Genomic DNA, 17345 nt, shown 5'->3' with positions numbered 1-17345 from the left:
AAACAGACGATATTTGTGAAACAACAGGGGGATTTGAATGAGCCATCTGCGTTTTATGACGGCCGGCGAATCGCACGGCGCGGCATTGACGGCGATTCTTGACGGCATTCCGGCGGGATTGCCCATTGCGCGTGAGGCGATCGATGCGCAGCTTGCACGCCGTCAGCACGGCTACGGGCGCGGCGGCCGCATGAAGATCGAGACAGACCGCGTCGAGGTACTCTCGGGTCTGCGCTTCGGCGAGACGCTCGGATCTCCGATCACCTTGCAGGTGATCAATCGTGATTTTGTAAATTGGACGGAGCGCATGGATCCGTTCGGCATGCCGACGGGGCCCAAAGTCACCGCTGTGCGCCCGGGGCACGCGGATCTTGCGGGCGTGCTGAAATATGACCGGCAGGACGCACGCGATATCCTCGAGCGCTCCAGTGCGCGCGAGACGACGATGCGCGTCGCTGTCGGCGCCGTGTGCCGTCAGCTGCTTGCGGCTGTGGGCGTGACCGTCGCCTCCCATGTGACGGAGATCGGCGGTGTGACGGTGGATCGCACGGCGATTCGGGATGAGGATGTCGGTGTGACGAACAGCAGCGATTTGAACTGCTGCGATCCCGAGGCTGAGACGCGGATCAAGGCGTGCATTGACAAGGCGAAGGCGGCAGGCGATACGCTCGGCGGCATCTTCGAGATCATTGTGCGCGGACTTCCCGTCGGGCTCGGCTCACATACGCAGTGGGATCGCCGCCTCGACGGACGCCTCGCGGGGGCGGTCATGTCGATTCAGGCGATCAAGGGCGTCGAGATCGGCGCGGGCTTTGCGTGTGCGCATGTGCCTGGCAGCCAGGTTCACGATGAACTCTTTATGGGGGAAAACGGATGCCCCTGCCGCAAGACGAACCGTGCGGGCGGTCTCGAGGGCGGCATGACGAACGGGGAGACGCTTGTCGTGCGCGCAGTGATGAAGCCCATCCCGACACTGATGGCCCCTCTGCGTACCGTCGACATTGCAGCGGGTGAGGAGGTCTCAGCAAGCAAGGAGCGCAGCGACACCTGCGCTGTTCCCGCCGCCTCTGTGGTTGGCGAGGCAATGGTCTCCTTTATCCTCGCAGATGCCATCTGTACGCAGTTCCATGCGGATGCGATGACCGATCTCACGGCTTCGCTCGCCGCCTACCGCGCGCGGCTGGAAAGTCGATGGATGAATCGATGAAGAACGTTGTTTTGATCGGCTTTATGGGCACGGGAAAGACAAGCATCGGGCGTCTGCTTGCCGCGCGGCTCGGCTGTGCCTTCCACGACCTTGACCGAAAGATCGAAGAACAGCATGGCATGAGCATCCCTGCGATGTTTGCGCAGCATGGTGAGCCGTACTTCCGCGCGCGTGAGAAGGAAGCCGTGCACGCTGCGGCAAGCCGCAGCAATGCCGTCATCGCGACGGGGGGCGGAACCGTCAAGGATCCCGAAAATACGGCGGCACTTCGCAAAAACGGCATCCTCGTGGCGCTGACGGCAGATGTCGATACCATTCTCCAGCGGACGGCGGCACACGGCAAGCGCCCCGTACTCGACAGCGCCGACGGGGGAGACCGCCGCACAGCGGTTGTAAAACTGCTGGAAGAGCGGCGCCGCCTTTATGAGGATGCGGATATTACCGTCGACACGAGCGGCCGATCGCCGCTTGAGGTCACGGAGCGTATACTGCAGGAAATTCGGATATGGAGAAAATGATATGACGCGCAGAGTTGAGGTCGCGCTCGGAGAGCGCAGCTATACGATCGCGATCGGCGAAGGCCTAACGGAGGCTCTGATCGCATTCGTCCGCCGCGCAGGATATTCGCCGCGCGGCATGCTCGTCACAGATACGGACGTGGGTCCGCTCTATGCCGAGCGCATCGCGGAGTGCATCGCCTCTGCGGGCGTCGCGGCGGAGATCGTTATGATTCCCGCGGGGGAGAGTTCTAAGACGCTGGACGAAGCGAATCGTCTCTTTACGCGTGCGATCGAACTCAGCCTCGACCGGCAATCGCCGATCTTTGCCTTGGGCGGCGGCGTGGTCGGTGATCTCACGGGTTTTGTGGCCGCAACCTATATGCGCGGCGTTCCGTTCGTTCAGCTGCCGACGAGCCTTCTTGCACAGGTCGACTCGAGCGTTGGCGGCAAAGTTGCCGTCAACCATCCGCTCGGCAAGAATCTCATCGGGGCGTTTTACCAGCCTGATGCGGTCTTTGCGGATCTCGACGTGCTCAGAACTCTGCCGCAGCGCGAGATAGCGACGGGACTCGGCGAGATCATCAAATACGGCATCATCTGCGACAGCGAGTTCTTTGCGTGGCTCGAGCAGAATCGTACGGACGTGCTTTCGCTCGCGCCTGCGGCCGCAGCGCATGTGATCGCGCGTTCCTGTGAGATCAAGGCCGATGTCGTTCGCCGGGATGAGCGCGAGGGCGGTCTGCGCCGCATTCTGAACTTCGGACATACGATTGCACATGCGATCGAGAAGGAGACGGACTATATCCGCTATCGGCACGGCGAGGCTGTGGCGATCGGCATGGCGGGGGCGGCGGACATCAGCGAGCAGATGGGCCTGCTCCGCAGGGAAGACCGCCTCCGCATAGAGCGCCTCATCGAGGCGATGGGGCTGCCTCTGCGTGCTAATGGTGTGACAGTCGACGGAATGTATGCGGATCTCTTTCACGACAAAAAGACCGTAGGCGGACACATCCACTGGGTGCTTGCCGAGGGCATCGGCAGGGTCTCCGTGCGAAGCGATGTGCCTGAGGAGATTGTACGTCGGGCGCTTGCAGGACTTTGCCGCTGACCGCATCTGAGTGCGCCACGTTTTGCGGCGAAAAATTCGGCGGAAGGGGATCGCACGTGCAGCGGGCGATGTGCACGTTGCTGCCGGCCCCTGCAGGCATGTGCAGGGAAAGCGATCGGGAAAACGGATGAGGGTAGCCGTGCAGAACACGCGGCACGGGCTTTTAAGGCGTGCTGCAAAATTTTTCTTGCGTCAAATCACATCTTGTGCTATAGTCACTGAGTATCTGTGTGGATGGTCCGCTGGGCGGCATGAGCCGTTTATGAACATCCGAACGAAGGAGGAAAACATATGAATATCATCGAGATCCTGGAGAAGGAGCAGCTCCGCTCCGATATCCCCGCGTTTGGACCGGGCGACACCGTGCGCGTGCATGCGCGCATCGTCGAGGGCACGCGCGAGCGTATTCAGGTGTTCGAGGGTGTCGTCATCGGCCGTCAGGGGACGGGCGTCCGCGAGACCTTTACCGTACGCCGCATTGCGTCGGGTGTGGGCGTCGAGCGTCTCTTCCCTGTGCATTCCCCGCGTATTGCAAAGATCGAGGTGACACGCCGCGGCATTGTCCGCCGCGCAAAGCTCTACTATCTGCGCGGTCTTACGGGCAAGGCGGCACGTATTCGCGAAAAGCGCTGATGGTACGGGAAATGGGGACTGCTGCGGCAGTCCCTATTTTTGCTGTATGAGATGTGTGAGAGGAGGGCTTTATGGAAAAAGAAACATCAACCGCCTCGGAGATCAAGGACTGGATTGTATCCATCGTTGTCGCCGTCGCACTTGCCATGTTCATCCGCACCTTTATCGTCGAGCTCTACGTTGTCGACGGACCGTCGATGCGTCCGACCCTCGAGTCGGAGGAGCGCCTCGTCGTCAATAAATTCATTTACCGTTTTCGGCCGCCGGAGAAGGGCGAGGTCCTCGTCTTTCAATACCCGCGCGATCCGAGCCGCGACTTCATCAAGCGCGTGATCGCTGCGCCGGGCGATACGATCGAGATCCGCGCGGGACGCGTGCTCGTCAACGATCAGCTGCTGACAGAGGACTACATCCTCGAGAAGACACGCAGCGAGTACCCGAAGTCGACCGTACCTGAGGGGCACGTCTTCGTGATGGGGGACAACCGCAATAATTCTGAGGACAGCCGCTTTGCCGATGTCGGCTTTGTGCCGTATGATCTCATCAAGGGCAAGGCGATGCTCGTATTCTGGCCGATTTCGGCATATAAGACGCTCTGACGGAGGGAGGATCCCCATGCGCTTTGTATCATGGAACGTCAACGGACTGCGCGCCGCGCTCAAGAAGGGCTTCATGGAATCGTTCAAGGAGCTGAATGCCGACGTATTCTGCCTGCAGGAGACCAAGATGCAGGAGGGACAGGCGATCCTCGATCTGCCCGGCTATGAGCAGTATTTTTACAGCGCAGAGAAAAAGGGGTATTCGGGTACGGCGATCTTTACGCGCGTAAAGCCCCTCTCGGTGTCCTATGGCATCGGTATAGAGGAGCACGACAACGAGGGGCGCGTCATTACGATGGAGCTGCCGGATGTCTACCTCGTTACTGTCTACACGCCGAACGCAAAGCGCGCGCTCGAACGCCTCGATTACCGCATGGCCTGGGAGGATTCCTTTCGCGCGTTCCTCCTTGATCTCCGTGCGAAAAAACCTGTTGTCGTCTGCGGTGATCTCAATGTCGCGCACACGGAGATCGACCTCAAGAACCCGAAGAGCAACCGCCGCAATGCGGGCTTTACGGATGAGGAGCGCGGCAAGTTCGGCGAGCTGTTGGCGGCTGGTTTTGTCGATACCTTCCGTGCACTCTATCCGGACCGCACGGGCGCGTACACATGGTGGTCCTATCTGCGCCACGCGCGCGAGACGAATGCCGGGTGGCGCATCGACTACTTCCTCGTCTCCGCGGAGCTGCGTGACCGCATCGCAGCGGCGGAGATCCATTCCGACATTTTCGGGAGCGATCACTGCCCCGTATCATTGACACTGAAGTAAGGGAGATTCATGGCAACGCTAAAAGAAGAACTTGCGCGCGAGATCGAAAAGCGGCGCACATTCGCCATCATCTCACATCCGGATGCGGGCAAGACGACGCTCACCGAGAAGCTGCTCCTCTATGGAGGCGCGATTCATCTCGCCGGCTCGATCAAGTCGCGCAAGACGCAGCGCCATGCTGTCTCCGACTGGATGGAGATCGAGAAGCAGCGCGGCATCTCCGTCACCTCCTCCGTCCTGCAGTTCGACTACGACGGCTATCGGATCAATATCCTCGATACGCCCGGGCATCAGGACTTCAGCGAAGACACCTACCGTACGCTGATGGCGGTGGACAGCGCCGTCATGATCATTGACGCGGCAAAGGGCGTTGAGGCGCAGACGCGCAAGCTCTTCCGGGTTTGCCGCCAGCGCGGCATCCCCATCTTCACCTTTGTCAACAAGCTGGACCGTTTCGGCAAGGCGCCGCTTGATCTGATGGACGAACTGGAGAACGTGCTCGGCATCCGCTCCTATCCGATGAACTGGCCGATCGGTACGGACGGCACCTACCGCGGCGTCTACGACCGCGAGAAAAACCGCATTGAGCTCTTTGCCGAGGACGCAACGCACGGACAGGAGACGCGCGTCTCCGAGGTGTTCGAGATGGACGACCCTGTGTGGAAGGAGCGCGTCGGTGCGGAGGCTGCTGCAGCGCTCGCTGACGATATTGAGCTGCTGCGTGATGCGGGCGAGGCATTCGACCGTGCGGCAGTCGATGCGGGCGAACTCACGCCCATGTTCTTCGGCTCGGCGATGACGAACTTCGGCGTGCAGAACTTCCTTGAGGAGTATATCCGCCTTGCGCCGCCGCCGGCACCGCGCATGTCCTCGGACGGCGTGATCGAGCCGGACGATGAGCATTTCTCGGGCTTCGTGTTCAAGATTCAGGCAAACATGAACCCCGCGCACCGCGACCGCCTCGCGTTCATCCGCATTTCCTCCGGGAAGTTCGACCGCAATATGAGCGTTTGGCACGCGCCGACGGGCAAACTCATCAAGCTGGCTCAGCCGCAGCAGTTCCTTGCGCAGGACCGCCAGATCATCGACACGGCGTACCCCGGCGACATTGTGGGACTGTTTGATCCCGGCGTATTCGGCATCGGGGACACGCTCTGCGATCCCGCGCACAAGTTCAAGTTCGAGGATTTCCCCGTATTCCCGCCCGAGCGCTTTGCGCGCGTCGCGGCAAAGGATACGATGAAGCGCAAGCAGTTCGTCAAGGGCATCGAGCAGCTGACGCAGGAGGGGGCAATCCAGCTCTTCGAGCAGGTCGGAGCGGGTCTTGACAGCTACATTGTCGGCACCGTCGGTACGCTCCAGTTCGAGGTGCTCGAATACCGCCTCAAGAACGAGTACAATACGGAGATCACGATGCAGATGCAGCCGTTCGAGACGGCGCGCTGGCTCGCATATCCCGACGGGCGCACGATTACACCCGCCGATCTGCATGGCGCCGACCGCGGCATGTTCGTTCATGACAGGAACGGCAACCCCGTCCTCCTCGTGAGCAACGAGTGGGCGCTCGGCTGGATTCGCGAGAACAATCCCGACCTCCAGCTCGGGCAGGTGCCGTTTGACCGCAAAGAGGCATAAATTAACATAGGAAAGGGACATTTCGTCACGCTGACGAAATGTCCCTTTTGTGTGAAGTTTTATAAAATCAGTGTATATGGCGATTCACAAAGTCGCGCATCTCTGCAAGTGAGGCGATGCTCTCTGCAAGGTCTGGCAGAACAAGTGTGAAGACATGCGGCATCTCAGGATAAATGGTGAGAGATACAGGTGTGCCGTCTGCTGCAGCTTTTTCTGCAAGGAGCTCGTCCTCTGTTAAAAGGAGATCATAGCCGCCTGTCTGAATCAGCATGGGGGGCAGACCGCTGAGATCGGCGTGAATCGGAGAGAGCCGCGGGTCATCGAGCGGGAGGCTGCCTGCATATGGTGACGGTTTGCGTACCGAGTCTGCAAATGGAGTGCCTGCACCAAGCATTTTGTCTTTTTCAAAATTCTCTGTGCGCGATGTGCCCTCCTTGTACTCAAAGTCTGTCCATGGCGAGAGGAGGAGCAGCAGGGCCGGCTGCGGAAGGCCTTGTTCCTTTAGATAGAGTGCAAGTTCGAGGGCGAGATTACCTCCTGAAGAATCCCCGAAGACGATGATGTTTGACGGATCGATTCCGCGTGCGAGTAGTCCTCGGTAAACTGCAGCCGCATCCTCAAGCGCTGCCGGATAGACATGTGCAGGAGCGAGTCGGTAGTCTGTACAGTAGACCTCCGCCGCGTCCATATAGGTCGCCTGACGAACAGCCAGCGCACGGTAGCGGTCGGTTATGCCGCCCATATAACCGCCGCCGTGAAGGAGTAGGATGACCCTCTGTGAGGCGGACTTCACCGGGGCAATTCGTTCGACCGGCACATCTCCAATCGCAAGCTTTTCATAGACCCACCCCTTGGGCTGTGTCCATGGCTTTGCCGGCGTATTTTTGGAGGGGTGGTAGAGTGCATTCATCTCTTTTTGAATGTAGTCTTGTTTTGCTTCGCCTGTCAATACAACTCCATGCTCCTGTGAAGCGGCCGCGCTGAATGTGTATGAAGGCAAGACCGCAAACCCGCAGATGAACACGATGGCACTGATGTATTTTTTCCATGTTTCCATGCAATACTCCTTCGTTGTTGGAGGGATTTACTTCCGGCTTGCGGCGAATGCATCATCTGCCCATGTGAGTATGGCGTCCTCGATGGCGGCATCGTTTCCGCTCGCCGTTTTGTCCGCGGCGGTGACGTGGAGACTGCGGCCGCTCTTGTAGGCGACGACGATGTTGTAGGCGGGATCGACGGCCGTCTCTGCGCGCGCTCCGAAGTCGTTTTCAGCGGCGAGATTCCGGTCGGCGATAAGCTTGTGGAAGCTTGCTTCGAGCTCCGGCGTCCACGGGACGTAGTGCTCGGCGATGTCCTGATAGCGTCCGTTTGTGTACTGCTTGCCGATGAATTCGCCGAGACAAGTGATAAAGCTCTCAGGATCCAGATTCCGCGCCGAAATCTCATCAGCGGGGAGGGCATTCTTGACGGGCGCGTCGATCAGACAGATCATGCGCATGAGGGTGCCGTCCTCCACGGGATGGCGGAACTCCATCGACAGCTGCTGAACTTGTCCGTCCTCGGACGGGAGTGTGCTTGCAGCTGCCGGTTCTGCGGCGTTCGCCTGCGGCAGTCCGTATCCGGCGCCAAACAGGACGAGCGGCATGAGGATCAGGCCGATGCGGCGCAGTGCTTTTCTGCGGAAGTTTGTCATAATGTGTCCTCCTTTATCTCAGGCAAACAAATCGTTGAGGGCTTCGGTCATGGTCGGATGGGTGTAAACAGCGGAGCCGAGTGCAGAGGCAGGGATACCGTGGTCGATCGCCGCCTTTATGAGGTTGATCATCTCCTGCGACTCCGGGCAGAAGAAATGCGCGCCGAGGACGATGCCGGTCTTTGCATCGACGACTGCCTTGAGAAGCCCCGCGGGTTTCTTGTAGACTTGTGCTTTGGGAATAGCGGCGACTTCGAGGCGTGCAACGCGAACGTCAAATCCTGCTCTTTGCGCCTCCTCCTCGGTCATGCCGACGCGGGAGAGCGGCGGATCGAGAAAGACGGAGTAGGGGACGGCGCCGCGATTTGCGGTTGTGCGCGCGCCGCTGCCGGCGAGCTGGTCCTTCACAATGCGGAAATCGTCAAGCGAGATGTATGTGAACTGCATGCCGCCCGTGACGTCACCCATCGCCCAGATATGCGGCACGTTCGTGCGGAGGTGCTCATCGACGGCTACGGCTCCGCGCGGCGTCACTGCGACGCCTGCCGCATTGAGATTCAGCCCTGCGATGTTCGGGCGGCGTCCCGTGGCAATGAGAACGGCATTTGCCGCGTGATGTTTTTCACCGTCCGCTGTTTGGACAATCACATTCGCACCGTTGGCGCCGTCCTCAATACGCAGGGGCTTTGCGTCCGTCAGGATGCGGATGCCGCGGCTCTCCATCTGCTGGCGGACGCGTGCGCTGATCTCGGGGTCCTCGCGCGGGATAAAAGTGTCGCCGTCCTGCAGGACGGTGACGGCAGATCCGAAGTTGGCATAATAGGAAGCGAACTCGAGCCCGATGTAGCCGCCGCCGATGATGACAAGCTTCTCTGGGAGATCGTCGAGCTCCATCATCGTCTCGCTCGTGTAGACATGCGCGCTCTCAGCTCCCGGAATCGGGGGGACAAAGGGAAGTGCACCTGTATTGATGAAGATGCGCTCCGCCGTGACGGACTGTACTCCGCCCGCTCCGACGATGCGCAGCGTGTGTGCGTCGACAAAGGAAGCCTCGCCGTCGATGACAACAGCGCCGGCGCTCGTTACCTTCGCGTAGTTTTTCTCGCGCAGCATGGCCGTGAGGCGGCGTTTTTCGGCGATTGCCGCGCGGTAGCGTTCCGCCTTTGCCGCGAAGTCTCCGCCCGCTGCCGCCGAGAGGCGCGCACTGTATTCGAGCGACTTCGACGGAATGCATGCGACATTGATGCAGGTGCCGCCGTAGCGCTCTTTTGAACGCTCGACGAGGGCGACGCTCTCACCCTTCTTTGCGAGAAAGCCTGCGAGTGTCTTGCCTGCTTTGCCGAATCCGATGATAAGATTCTGATATGATATGTTCTGCATAGTATGCTCCGTTTCCGTCAGAATTTGTTTGGCAGATATTTGCTATTATACACTTTTCGACAAACGGACGCAAAAACCTCCGCGAAAATGACATGCAGGCGCACAGACATTACGGTGTTGTGACTGGGCATGAGAGAAAATATCCCGGCAAAAGAATGCGCATCATTTACAAAGTCCTGCTGTCCATTTATAATGGGAGAGAATTATTCTCTGCCGGGATGCAAAAATTCCGGCCTATGGAAAGGAGTGGTCTATGCTGACTCATGAGATGCTGGCACCATATACGGAACTTCTGCTGCGGCACGATCTGTTCGAAGGGATTCCCGCGGACGCCCTGCCGGAGCTCGTGCAGGCCCTCGGCGGCGAATTGAAGCACTATACATCAGGGCAGAGCATCATGCGGATGGGACGTGCGCCGGTTGTGACGGGCATCATCCTCTCGGGCTCTGTCGAGGTGTCCTTCCTCAACGAGAATGCCGACCAGATTGACATGAGCATCTTCGAGGCGGGCCAGAGCTTCGGCGAGACCATGGAGGGGGCGGATCTTGCGGCGAGCCGGATGTTCGTCAAAGCGCTGAGCGATACGCTGATCCTGCGCCTGCAGTTCCGTCAGCTCTATCAGCGGACCTCGTGCAGCGATCCGCACCTTTGGCGCTTTACGCTGAACATGCTGCGCCGCATCGCGCACAAGGGAATCTTTTATCAGCACAAAATCCGCATCATGGGACAAAAAAGCATCCGTGCAAAACTCAGTGTCTATCTGCGGACGATATCTGGAGATGAGGACCGAGGAGATCTGCGCGGGATGAATCAAACGCAGCTCGCACGCTATCTCGGCGTGGAGCGCAGCGCGCTCAGCCGTGAGATGAGCCATCTGCGCGACGAGGGGATCATCGACTATGACCGTCGGACCCTGCGTGTGCTGGATAAAAGTTTTTTGGCAATATAGAGGCAAAGGAAAAGGACTGCCGTCTCGTGCGGCAGTCCTTTTCCCGTGGGAAATATACGCTTATACCATCTCTTCGGGATGGAAGACCTCGTCGAATTTTTCGGCGGCGAGGAAGCCGAGGGCGACGCACGCCTCCTTGAGGCTGATGTTCTCGTCGAACGCCTTGTGTGCGGTCTTGGCGGCGTTCTCGTAGCCGATGTACGGATTCAGCGCCGTCACGAGCATGAGCGAGCGATGGAGGTTCTCATGCATCTTCTCGCGGTTCGCTGTGATGCCGATGACGCAGCGGTCGTTGAACGACTTGATGGAGTCGGTGAGGAGCCGTGCGGACTGGAGGAAATCATAGATCATTACCGGCATGAAGACGTTCAGTTCGAAGTTGCCCTGCGATGCGGCGATGCCGATCGCGGCATCGTTGCCCATGACCTGCACGGCGACCATCGTGACGGATTCGCACTGGGTGGGGTTGACCTTGCCCGGCATGATGGAGCTGCCCGGCTCATTCGCAGGGATCGTGATCTCGCCGAGACCGCAGCGCGGGCCGGATGCGAGCCAGCGGATGTCGTTCGCGATCTTCATCATGTTTGCGGCGAGCCCCTTGAGGCCGCCGTGAGCGAAAACGATGGCGTCCTTGCTCGTGAGCGCGTGATACTTGTTCGGTGCGGTGACGAACTTTTTGCCCGTCAGTTCGCTTGCCGCCTCTGCAACGGCGGTGTCAAAGCCTTTCGGCGCATTGAGCCCCGTACCGACGGCAGTGCCGCCGAGGGCAAGTTCATGGAGGAAGGGGAGTGCTGCCTGCAGCTGTTTCTTTGACTGCTCGAGCATGGAGAGCCAGCCGCTGATCTCCTGTGCAAAGGAGATCGGAACGGCGTCCTGCAGGTGGGTGCGCCCGGTCTTGACGATGCCCTCGTTCTCCTTCATGAGGCGGCGGAAGGTAGCGGCAAGAAGATCAATGCTCGGGAAGAGGCCGTCCTCGATGGCAATGACGGCGGCGATGTGCATTGCCGTCGGGAAGGTGTCGTTGGAACTCTGTGACATGTTCGCGTGATCATTCGGATGAAGGATCTTTTCGCCCGCAATTTCGTTGCCGCGGTTCGCGATGACCTCGTTGACGTTCATGTTCGACTGCGTGCCGCTGCCCGTCTGCCAGACCGCGAGGGGGAAATGCTCCGCGAGCCTCCCGGCGATGATCTCATCGCACGCCGCTTTGATGGCGGTCAGGCGCTTCTCATCGAGCTTGCCGAGCTTGTTGTTCGCGATGGCGGCAGATTTTTTCAGGATGCCGAATGCGTGGATGATTTCGGCGGGCATCTTTTCAATGCCGACGGGGAAGTTCTCAAAGCTGCGTTCTGTCTGCGCCGCCCAGTACTTGTCCGCGGGGACCTTCACCTCGCCGAGGGAATCGTGTTCAATGCGATACTCCATTTGATTTGTCCTCCTATCGTGAGAGAAAAACAGAGAGATCCGTTCTTTCGAGTATAACACAGAATCATGAAAATGAGAATGTTTATCCCGGCACTTTTTGAAGGACAAATCGCGCGGCGGTGCCGATGCAGACGCCGGTCAAAATGCCGATGACGCCGAGGATAGGTGCGTAAGAAAGGAGGGCTGTTGTCTCCATGACAGCCGCAGCGACAAGAAGCTGCGCAATATTGTGGAGGAAGCCGCCCGCAGCGCTGATGCCGATGACGGACAGCCCTGTGTATTTCTTGAGAAGCGCCATCGAGAGGAAGCTGGCCGCACCGCCTGCGAGGCTGTAAAGCATGGCGGCAGGCCCCCCACCGAAGAAGGAGGCGAGGAGGATGCGCAGGGCGAGGACGGTGCCCGCGTCGCGGATGTGCGGCAGACGGTAGAGCGCAACGAGGGTGGCGACGGCAGCAAGTCCGAGCTTTGCCCCCGGAACGGGAAGCGGCAGAGGAAGGAAGCCTTCGAGGACAAAGAGGATGAGGGAAAGCGCTGTGAGAATGGCGATGTACGTTATGCGCTGCAGTGGTCTCATATCATTTCACTTCGATCAGCAGTTTATGCGGGAGGCAGGCAATGATGTCCCCTTTCTTCTGCGCCTTTCCCGTCTTGACACAGACAAGGTCGGGGCAGTCGGCGTCGATGACGGAGATGGTCTCTCCCTCAATGCGGACGATATTCTCTCCATGCGCGTCCGCGATGCGGATATCCTCTGTCCCGGTATGTCCCGTGAGGGGGATGTCATACAGCTGCCGTCCGTCCTGCGTGATGACAGCATGCCGTACCGCGCTGTCTGTGCGTGCGAAAAAAAATACGGCGGCGATCCCGCAGAGGATGAGCAGCGCACCGATGAGCAAAAGGTCGTTTTTCTTCATTGGAATTCCCTGCCTTGACGAATGTTTTCGATCAAAGTACAATAACAGCATATCTCCTATCGGGATGCACGGATCATATAGCGTCTCAGATGCCCTGCCCGAGCGCGCGCTGCCAGTAGGCGAGATCGGGCTCGCTGAGCGGCAGGTCGATGGTCTGCCCGTTGTCATAGTAGAAACGGAACCGAACGCTGAGCGCTTTGCGCAGGGCGGGGAGCGATGCACGGGGGAGCTCGGCGAACAGTTTATTTTCGTTTTTGTAGCGGCTCTCCGCATTGGGGACGGGGTGCGGCGTATATTTGACCGCCGCCTTCATTTCCCATGCGGCGCCGTCGGTGTAGAGAACGGCTTCGGGCAGGAGCTTTGCCTCGTCATAACGATAGTCCCAGAGTGCGAGGTTGGCGCCCTCGAGTTTGCCCTCGCCGGTATAGGATGCCTGAAAGTCGATGCGCGCGTATGCAGAGAGGCTGCGCGCCGTGCGGTGATCAATCTGATAGGTGTAGGAAAGGCCGAAGATGCCGACGAGGATGAGGAGCAGGGCGACGAGGACGATAAGCTGACGGAAGATGCTGAGCATCACGGTCTCCTTTCGATGAATCGTTTCGGGGTATTATAACACAGAGGAAAGCGCTTTGTCAGCCCGCAATGGGTGAAAACGCAGGATAGAAGGGAGCCGGATGTGGCAGTAAAACTGTTCGTATCGGATTTGGATGGGACGATGCTGCCGGACGGGAATATTGTCTCGGCAGAGAATATTGCGGCGGTGCGCCGTGCTGCGGAGGCAGGCGTTGTGGTGACAATCGCGACGGGGCGCATGTTCGAGGCGGCGCTGCCGGTCGCCGCGGCGCTTGGCGTGGATGTGCCGATCATCTCGTACAACGGCGGCCTCATTAAGAGCCCGAGCGGGCGCATCTATGAGGAACATACGATGGATGCCGCGGTCACGCATGATATCATTGCGTTCTGCCGCGCGCGGGACTGGTACATTCAGATATACAGCGGCGGCTGTCTGCGCTATGTTGAGTCATGCGATGAGTCGTGCTTCTACGAGAACTCACAGAAGCTTGCGGGGCAGGCGGTCGGTTGGAACGGCCTGTTCGCACATGCTGCGGGCAACTGCAAGCTGCTCCTCGTGACACAGGGGGGCGCTGTGACGCAGGAGCGCGCGGATGCTCTTATGGAGGCCTTCGGCGCGGATGTGGATGTAACGCGCTCCGCAGACCGTCTGATCGAAATCGTGCCCAAGGGCATTTCGAAGGCATCAGCGCTTACGGCGCTTGCGGCGAAGCTCGGCATTGCGATCGAGGAGACGATGGCGATCGGCGATGCGTACAATGATCTGCCGATGTTGAAGGCGGCGGGCACGAGCGTGGCGATGGGCAATGCGTTTCCCGAGGTGAAGAAAGCGGCCGACTATGAGACGCTCTCCTGCACGGAGAACGGACTTGCGGCGGCGATCTACCGTTATGTGCTGGGCATGGGGGCGGACGCGCCCGTGCCGATGAACAGGGGCTGAATCATGGCGATCAAACTCATTGCACTCGATCTGGACGGGACGCTTCTCACATCAGACAAGAAAATCACTGCACATACAAAAGACGTCCTCACGCGTGCAATGGCCCGCGGCGTCACCGTCACGATTGCGACGGGACGCATGCTCCGTTCGGCACTGCATTTTGCCCGCCTGATCGGTTCGGATGCGCCTATTGTCTGCTGCAACGGTGCTTATATCGGGACAGAGAAGGGGACGCCCGTTTTTGCGCGTTATTTCGATACTGCTCTCGTCAGAGAATTTCTAACGTTTGTCTACGATCGCCATTGGTATGTGAACTGGTATATCGGCACGGAGATCTATGCGCCGGAGTACCGTCCGGAATATTTCACTGCCTACCGTACAACGGCGGATTTCGTGGTGACGGCAGTCGGAAATGACTATCTCCGCTATACGGAGAATGTCCCGCAGTTTGTCCTGCGCAATCTGGATGACGGCATCGGGGGTTGCCTGCGCGCTGTGCAGGAGCATTTCGGTGATCAGATTGTGCCGCAGCAGAACACGGGGACGAGCCTCGACATCAATCCGCCCGGCGTCTCCAAGGCAGTCGGCGTGCAGGCGCTCGCCGATGCGATGGGCCTGTGCCTCAATGAGGTGATGGTCGCGGGCGATGCGGACAACGATTATGAGATGCTGGAGATGGGCGCCTTCTCCGTTGTGCCGGAGAACGGGCGGCCGAAAGCAAAAGAGCGCGCCCGCTATGTGACGGCGTCCAATGATGCGGATGGGATCGCCGCCGCGATCGAGAAATTTGTGCTGTGAGGTGATATTATGAGCGAGGTGAAGCGTCCCGCGGAGAAGTTCCGCCCCGTGATCGTGACAGGTCTGTCGGGCGGCGGGAAATCCCTTGCCGCACGCTACATGGAGGACATCGGCTATTTCTGCGTGGACAATCTGCCGCCGATCTTCATCCCGAAATTCATTGATCTTTGCCGCGAGACGCAGGGGCAGATCAGCCGCGCAGCGATCGTGGTGGATACGCGCAGCCGGGAGTTCTTTGACGATTTTGTCAAGGTGCTCAATGAACTGGATGCGGGGGATATTTCCTATGAACTGCTCTTTATCGAAGCCTCGGACGATGTGATCATCCGCCGCTATAAAGAGACGCGGCGTCCGCATCCGCTCGCGCCCGCCGCACGCATCTCAGAGGGCGTGACGCGCGAACGTGAGCTCCTTGCCCCCGTGCGCGCGCGCGCAACGCAGCTCGTCAATACGTCCAAGCTGCGCAAGGCCGAGCTGCGCGATATTATCCGTCAGCACTACGATACGCCGGGCACGGATGCGGTGATGAGCGTCAACATTCTCTCGTTCGGATTTAAGTACGGCATCCCGCTCGACGCCGATCTCGTCTTTGATGTGCGCTTCCTGCCGAATCCGTTCTACGTGGACTCGCTCCGCAGCAAAAGCGGCACCGTGCCGCAGGTTGCCTCCTACATCGAGTCATGGGACGTGACGCAGAAGTTCGAGCAGCACCTCGACGGATTCATCGATTTTCTCCTGCCGCACTATGTGAAGGAGGGCAAGAGCCAGCTTGTCATCGCGATCGGATGTACGGGCGGCATGCACCGCAGCGTTTTTATCGCAAAGCACCTCTATGACCGGATCAAGGACTCCTATGATGCGCGCCTTGAGCATCGCGATCTCATGAAGAACGAGGTGCAGGAACACGTGAGCGAGGGATGATGCCATGCATTTGATCAAATGGCTTTATCCCGGCATGGGCTTCAAGCGCTGGCTGTTCGTCTTCGCACTCGGGACGCTCTGTGTCGGCCTCGGAGCTGCACTGATCTTCAACTACAAATACATTGATTCGATTGAGGAGGCAATCTTCCGCTTCGTCTATACGTGGCAGGGCAGCTATGACTATGGGTTTACAGTGATTGCAGGCGTGCTCATCGCCGTCTTCGGCATGGTGCTTATGCTTGTGGCGACGCGGCATGTCATCCGCTCTGTCATCACTGCACTCATGCCCGAGGGCACCTCGGCACGTCTCGTCGATCTGGTCTATGAAAAGACACGTCTCAGCCGCGGCCCTTCCGTGACGGTGATCGGCGGAGGGCACGGCCTCTCCGTACTGCTGCGCGGCATCAAGGAGCTGACGAGCAACGTAACGGCGGTTGTGACCGTCGCGGATGACGGCGGTTCCTCTGGACGTCTGCGCGAGGAACTCGGCATCATACCGCCCGGCGATCTGCGCAACTGTCTTGTGGCCCTTGCCGACACGGAGCCGCTGATGGAAAAGCTCTTTCAGTACCGCTTTGAAGGACGAAGCGACCTGGCGGGACACAGCTTCGGCAATCTCTTCCTCGCGGCGATGGCAGAGGTCACAGGCGACATGGAGACCGCGCTGCGCGAGTCCTCGAAGGTCCTCGCAGTCAAGGGCCGTGTGCTCCCGGCGTCGAAGCAGTCTGTGCGCCTCGACGCAGTCCTCGAGGACGGCACCGTTGTGGAAGGGGAGTCCCGGATTCCCGAAGTGTCCGGCCGTATCCGGCGCGTGCGCCTGTTTCCGCAGGACGCTGCGCCTGTTCCGTCGGCACTAGAGGCGATCCATACGGCAGATGCGATCATCCTCGGTCCCGGGAGCCTCTATACGAGCATCATGCCAAACCTCCTCGTCAGCGGTGTGGCAGAGGAGCTGCGGAAAAGCCGTGCGCTCAAAATCTACATCTGCAATGTCATGACGCAGCCCGGCGAAACGGACGGCTATACGGCGTCCATGCACGCGGAGGCAATCATCAAGCATGCGGGCCGCGGGGCCATCGATTTTATGCTGGTCAACAATGCACCGATTGCCGAGGAACTGCGCTGTAAGTATGAGATGCAGGGGATCTATCCCGTCGCAGTGGACGAGGAACGGATCAACGCGCTCGGCATCGGCTTTGTCGGAGCGGACATCATCAATCAGTCCGATGCTGTGCGGCATGATCCCGATAAGCTCAGCCGCAGCGTCATGCGCATGATCTACGATTTTCGGGTGCACTGAT

19 protein-coding genes are annotated in these 17345 nt (G+C 59.2%); 12 read left to right on the top strand and 7 right to left on the bottom strand.

The window, feature by feature from the left end:
- The first annotated feature begins 37 nt into the window (after positions 1-37).
- The 7 genes from aroC (at position 38) to HMPREF7545_RS00935 (ending at position 6451) form a co-directional block, all read left to right on the top strand.
- The gene (aroC, locus tag HMPREF7545_RS00965) at positions 38-1207 is read left to right on the top strand and encodes a chorismate synthase (RefSeq protein ID WP_006693789.1); all 1170 of its coding nucleotides are present in this window, start codon (positions 38-40) and stop codon (positions 1205-1207) included.
- Positions 1204-1725 carry a shikimate kinase gene (locus tag HMPREF7545_RS00960; protein WP_006693788.1) on the top strand — a complete coding sequence of 174 codons (522 nt, stop codon included), beginning with the start codon at positions 1204-1206 and terminating at the stop codon, positions 1723-1725. The genes aroC and HMPREF7545_RS00960 overlap by 4 nt, the downstream gene beginning before the upstream one ends.
- A 1-nt stretch (position 1726) precedes the next feature.
- On the top strand, positions 1727-2815 hold the full coding sequence (gene aroB, locus HMPREF7545_RS00955; protein ID WP_006693787.1) for a 3-dehydroquinate synthase: 1089 nt from the start codon (positions 1727-1729) through the stop codon (positions 2813-2815).
- Between the two features lie 291 nt (positions 2816-3106).
- Positions 3107-3448 (top strand): 50S ribosomal protein L19, encoded by a 342-nt coding sequence (gene rplS, locus HMPREF7545_RS00950; protein ID WP_006693786.1) that lies wholly within the window; start codon positions 3107-3109, stop codon positions 3446-3448.
- Between the two features lie 71 nt (positions 3449-3519).
- A complete protein-coding gene (gene lepB, locus HMPREF7545_RS00945) occupies positions 3520-4047 on the top strand; it encodes a signal peptidase I (RefSeq protein WP_006693785.1) in 528 nt (175 codons plus the stop codon).
- Positions 4048-4063: 16 nt separating this feature from the next.
- Positions 4064-4816: an exodeoxyribonuclease III gene (locus HMPREF7545_RS00940; RefSeq protein WP_006693784.1), complete on the top strand. Its 753-nt coding sequence runs from the start codon at positions 4064-4066 to the stop codon at positions 4814-4816.
- A 9-nt stretch (positions 4817-4825) separates the two neighbouring features.
- On the top strand, positions 4826-6451 hold the full coding sequence (locus HMPREF7545_RS00935; protein ID WP_006693783.1) for a peptide chain release factor 3: 1626 nt from the start codon (positions 4826-4828) through the stop codon (positions 6449-6451).
- A 67-nt stretch (positions 6452-6518) separates the two neighbouring features.
- Here HMPREF7545_RS00935 and HMPREF7545_RS00930 read toward each other — a convergent pair whose 3' ends face one another.
- Genes HMPREF7545_RS00930 through HMPREF7545_RS00920 form a run of 3 tightly spaced genes read right to left on the bottom strand, consistent with a single transcriptional unit; the run spans position 6519 to position 9524 of the window.
- Positions 6519-7508: an alpha/beta hydrolase gene (locus HMPREF7545_RS00930; protein WP_006693782.1), complete on the bottom strand. Its 990-nt coding sequence runs from the start codon at positions 7506-7508 to the stop codon at positions 6519-6521.
- 27 nt (positions 7509-7535) lie between these two features.
- Positions 7536-8144 (bottom strand): hypothetical protein, encoded by a 609-nt coding sequence (locus HMPREF7545_RS00925; RefSeq protein ID WP_006693781.1) that lies wholly within the window; start codon positions 8142-8144, stop codon positions 7536-7538.
- A gap of 18 nt (positions 8145-8162) precedes the next feature.
- A complete protein-coding gene (locus tag HMPREF7545_RS00920; RefSeq protein ID WP_006693780.1) occupies positions 8163-9524 on the bottom strand; it encodes an FAD-dependent oxidoreductase in 1362 nt (453 codons plus the stop codon).
- A 253-nt stretch (positions 9525-9777) separates the two neighbouring features.
- Between HMPREF7545_RS00920 and HMPREF7545_RS00915 the strand changes: the two genes are divergently transcribed.
- Positions 9778-10473 carry a Crp/Fnr family transcriptional regulator gene (locus HMPREF7545_RS00915; protein ID WP_006693779.1) on the top strand — a complete coding sequence of 232 codons (696 nt, stop codon included), beginning with the start codon at positions 9778-9780 and terminating at the stop codon, positions 10471-10473.
- Between the two features lie 60 nt (positions 10474-10533).
- Here the strand turns inward: HMPREF7545_RS00915 and fumC are convergent, their stop codons facing one another.
- The 4 genes from fumC to HMPREF7545_RS00895 all read right to left on the bottom strand — a co-directional run bounded on the left by fumC (position 10534) and on the right by HMPREF7545_RS00895 (position 13386).
- Complete coding sequence (fumC, locus tag HMPREF7545_RS00910; protein WP_006693778.1) at positions 10534-11898, bottom strand: class II fumarate hydratase; 1365 nt, start codon at positions 11896-11898, stop codon at positions 10534-10536.
- Between the two features lie 82 nt (positions 11899-11980).
- Positions 11981-12472, bottom strand: a complete 492-nt coding sequence (locus tag HMPREF7545_RS00905) for a Gx transporter family protein (protein WP_006693777.1) — start codon at positions 12470-12472, stop codon at positions 11981-11983.
- Position 12473: 1 nt separating this feature from the next.
- Positions 12474-12812, bottom strand: coding sequence for a NusG domain II-containing protein (locus tag HMPREF7545_RS00900; protein WP_006693776.1), 339 nt, complete (start codon positions 12810-12812; stop codon positions 12474-12476).
- A gap of 85 nt (positions 12813-12897) precedes the next feature.
- Positions 12898-13386, bottom strand: coding sequence for a hypothetical protein (locus tag HMPREF7545_RS00895; protein ID WP_006693775.1), 489 nt, complete (start codon positions 13384-13386; stop codon positions 12898-12900).
- 102 nt (positions 13387-13488) lie between these two features.
- Here HMPREF7545_RS00895 and HMPREF7545_RS00890 point away from each other — a divergent pair, with 102 nt between their 5' ends.
- Genes HMPREF7545_RS00890 through HMPREF7545_RS00875 form a run of 4 tightly spaced genes read left to right on the top strand, consistent with a single transcriptional unit; the run spans position 13489 to position 17344 of the window.
- Complete coding sequence (locus HMPREF7545_RS00890) at positions 13489-14325, top strand: Cof-type HAD-IIB family hydrolase (RefSeq protein ID WP_040571075.1); 837 nt, start codon at positions 13489-13491, stop codon at positions 14323-14325.
- Positions 14326-14328: 3 nt separating this feature from the next.
- A complete protein-coding gene (locus HMPREF7545_RS00885) occupies positions 14329-15123 on the top strand; it encodes a Cof-type HAD-IIB family hydrolase (protein ID WP_006693773.1) in 795 nt (264 codons plus the stop codon).
- Positions 15124-15132: 9 nt separating this feature from the next.
- Positions 15133-16044, top strand: coding sequence for an RNase adapter RapZ (gene rapZ, locus HMPREF7545_RS00880; RefSeq protein WP_006693772.1), 912 nt, complete (start codon positions 15133-15135; stop codon positions 16042-16044).
- Between the two features lie 4 nt (positions 16045-16048).
- Positions 16049-17344 carry a gluconeogenesis factor YvcK family protein gene (locus HMPREF7545_RS00875; RefSeq protein ID WP_006693771.1) on the top strand — a complete coding sequence of 432 codons (1296 nt, stop codon included), beginning with the start codon at positions 16049-16051 and terminating at the stop codon, positions 17342-17344.
- The last annotated feature ends 1 nt before the right edge of the window (position 17345 follow it).

Source organism: Centipeda noxia ATCC 43541 (genome assembly GCF_000160555.1).
Taxonomy (GTDB): Bacteria; Bacillota; Negativicutes; order Selenomonadales; family Selenomonadaceae; genus Centipeda; species Centipeda noxia.
The sequence above is the reverse complement of the archived record's forward strand: the minus strand, read 5'-3'. Positions and strand labels throughout refer to the sequence as shown.

Bases quoted from the DNA above. Each gene is read 5' to 3' on its own strand.
- aroC (WP_006693789.1), top strand. From the start codon at position 38: ATGAGCCATCTGCGTTTTATGACGGCCGGCGAATCGCACGGCGCGGCA.
- HMPREF7545_RS00960 (WP_006693788.1), top strand. From the start codon at position 1,204: ATGAAGAACGTTGTTTTGATCGGCTTTATGGGCACGGGAAAGACAAGC.
- aroB (WP_006693787.1), top strand. From the start codon at position 1,727: ATGACGCGCAGAGTTGAGGTCGCGCTCGGAGAGCGCAGCTATACGATC.
- rplS (WP_006693786.1), top strand. From the start codon at position 3,107: ATGAATATCATCGAGATCCTGGAGAAGGAGCAGCTCCGCTCCGATATC.
- lepB (WP_006693785.1), top strand. From the start codon at position 3,520: ATGGAAAAAGAAACATCAACCGCCTCGGAGATCAAGGACTGGATTGTA.
- HMPREF7545_RS00940 (WP_006693784.1), top strand. From the start codon at position 4,064: ATGCGCTTTGTATCATGGAACGTCAACGGACTGCGCGCCGCGCTCAAG.
- HMPREF7545_RS00935 (WP_006693783.1), top strand. From the start codon at position 4,826: ATGGCAACGCTAAAAGAAGAACTTGCGCGCGAGATCGAAAAGCGGCGC.
- HMPREF7545_RS00930 (WP_006693782.1), bottom strand. From the start codon at position 7,508: ATGGAAACATGGAAAAAATACATCAGTGCCATCGTGTTCATCTGCGGG.
- HMPREF7545_RS00925 (WP_006693781.1), bottom strand. From the start codon at position 8,144: ATGACAAACTTCCGCAGAAAAGCACTGCGCCGCATCGGCCTGATCCTC.
- HMPREF7545_RS00920 (WP_006693780.1), bottom strand. From the start codon at position 9,524: ATGCAGAACATATCATATCAGAATCTTATCATCGGATTCGGCAAAGCA.
- HMPREF7545_RS00915 (WP_006693779.1), top strand. From the start codon at position 9,778: ATGCTGACTCATGAGATGCTGGCACCATATACGGAACTTCTGCTGCGG.
- fumC (WP_006693778.1), bottom strand. From the start codon at position 11,898: ATGGAGTATCGCATTGAACACGATTCCCTCGGCGAGGTGAAGGTCCCC.
- HMPREF7545_RS00905 (WP_006693777.1), bottom strand. From the start codon at position 12,472: ATGAGACCACTGCAGCGCATAACGTACATCGCCATTCTCACAGCGCTT.
- HMPREF7545_RS00900 (WP_006693776.1), bottom strand. From the start codon at position 12,812: ATGAAGAAAAACGACCTTTTGCTCATCGGTGCGCTGCTCATCCTCTGC.
- HMPREF7545_RS00895 (WP_006693775.1), bottom strand. From the start codon at position 13,386: ATGCTCAGCATCTTCCGTCAGCTTATCGTCCTCGTCGCCCTGCTCCTC.
- HMPREF7545_RS00885 (WP_006693773.1), top strand. From the start codon at position 14,329: ATGGCGATCAAACTCATTGCACTCGATCTGGACGGGACGCTTCTCACA.
- rapZ (WP_006693772.1), top strand. From the start codon at position 15,133: ATGAGCGAGGTGAAGCGTCCCGCGGAGAAGTTCCGCCCCGTGATCGTG.
- HMPREF7545_RS00875 (WP_006693771.1), top strand. From the start codon at position 16,049: ATGCATTTGATCAAATGGCTTTATCCCGGCATGGGCTTCAAGCGCTGG.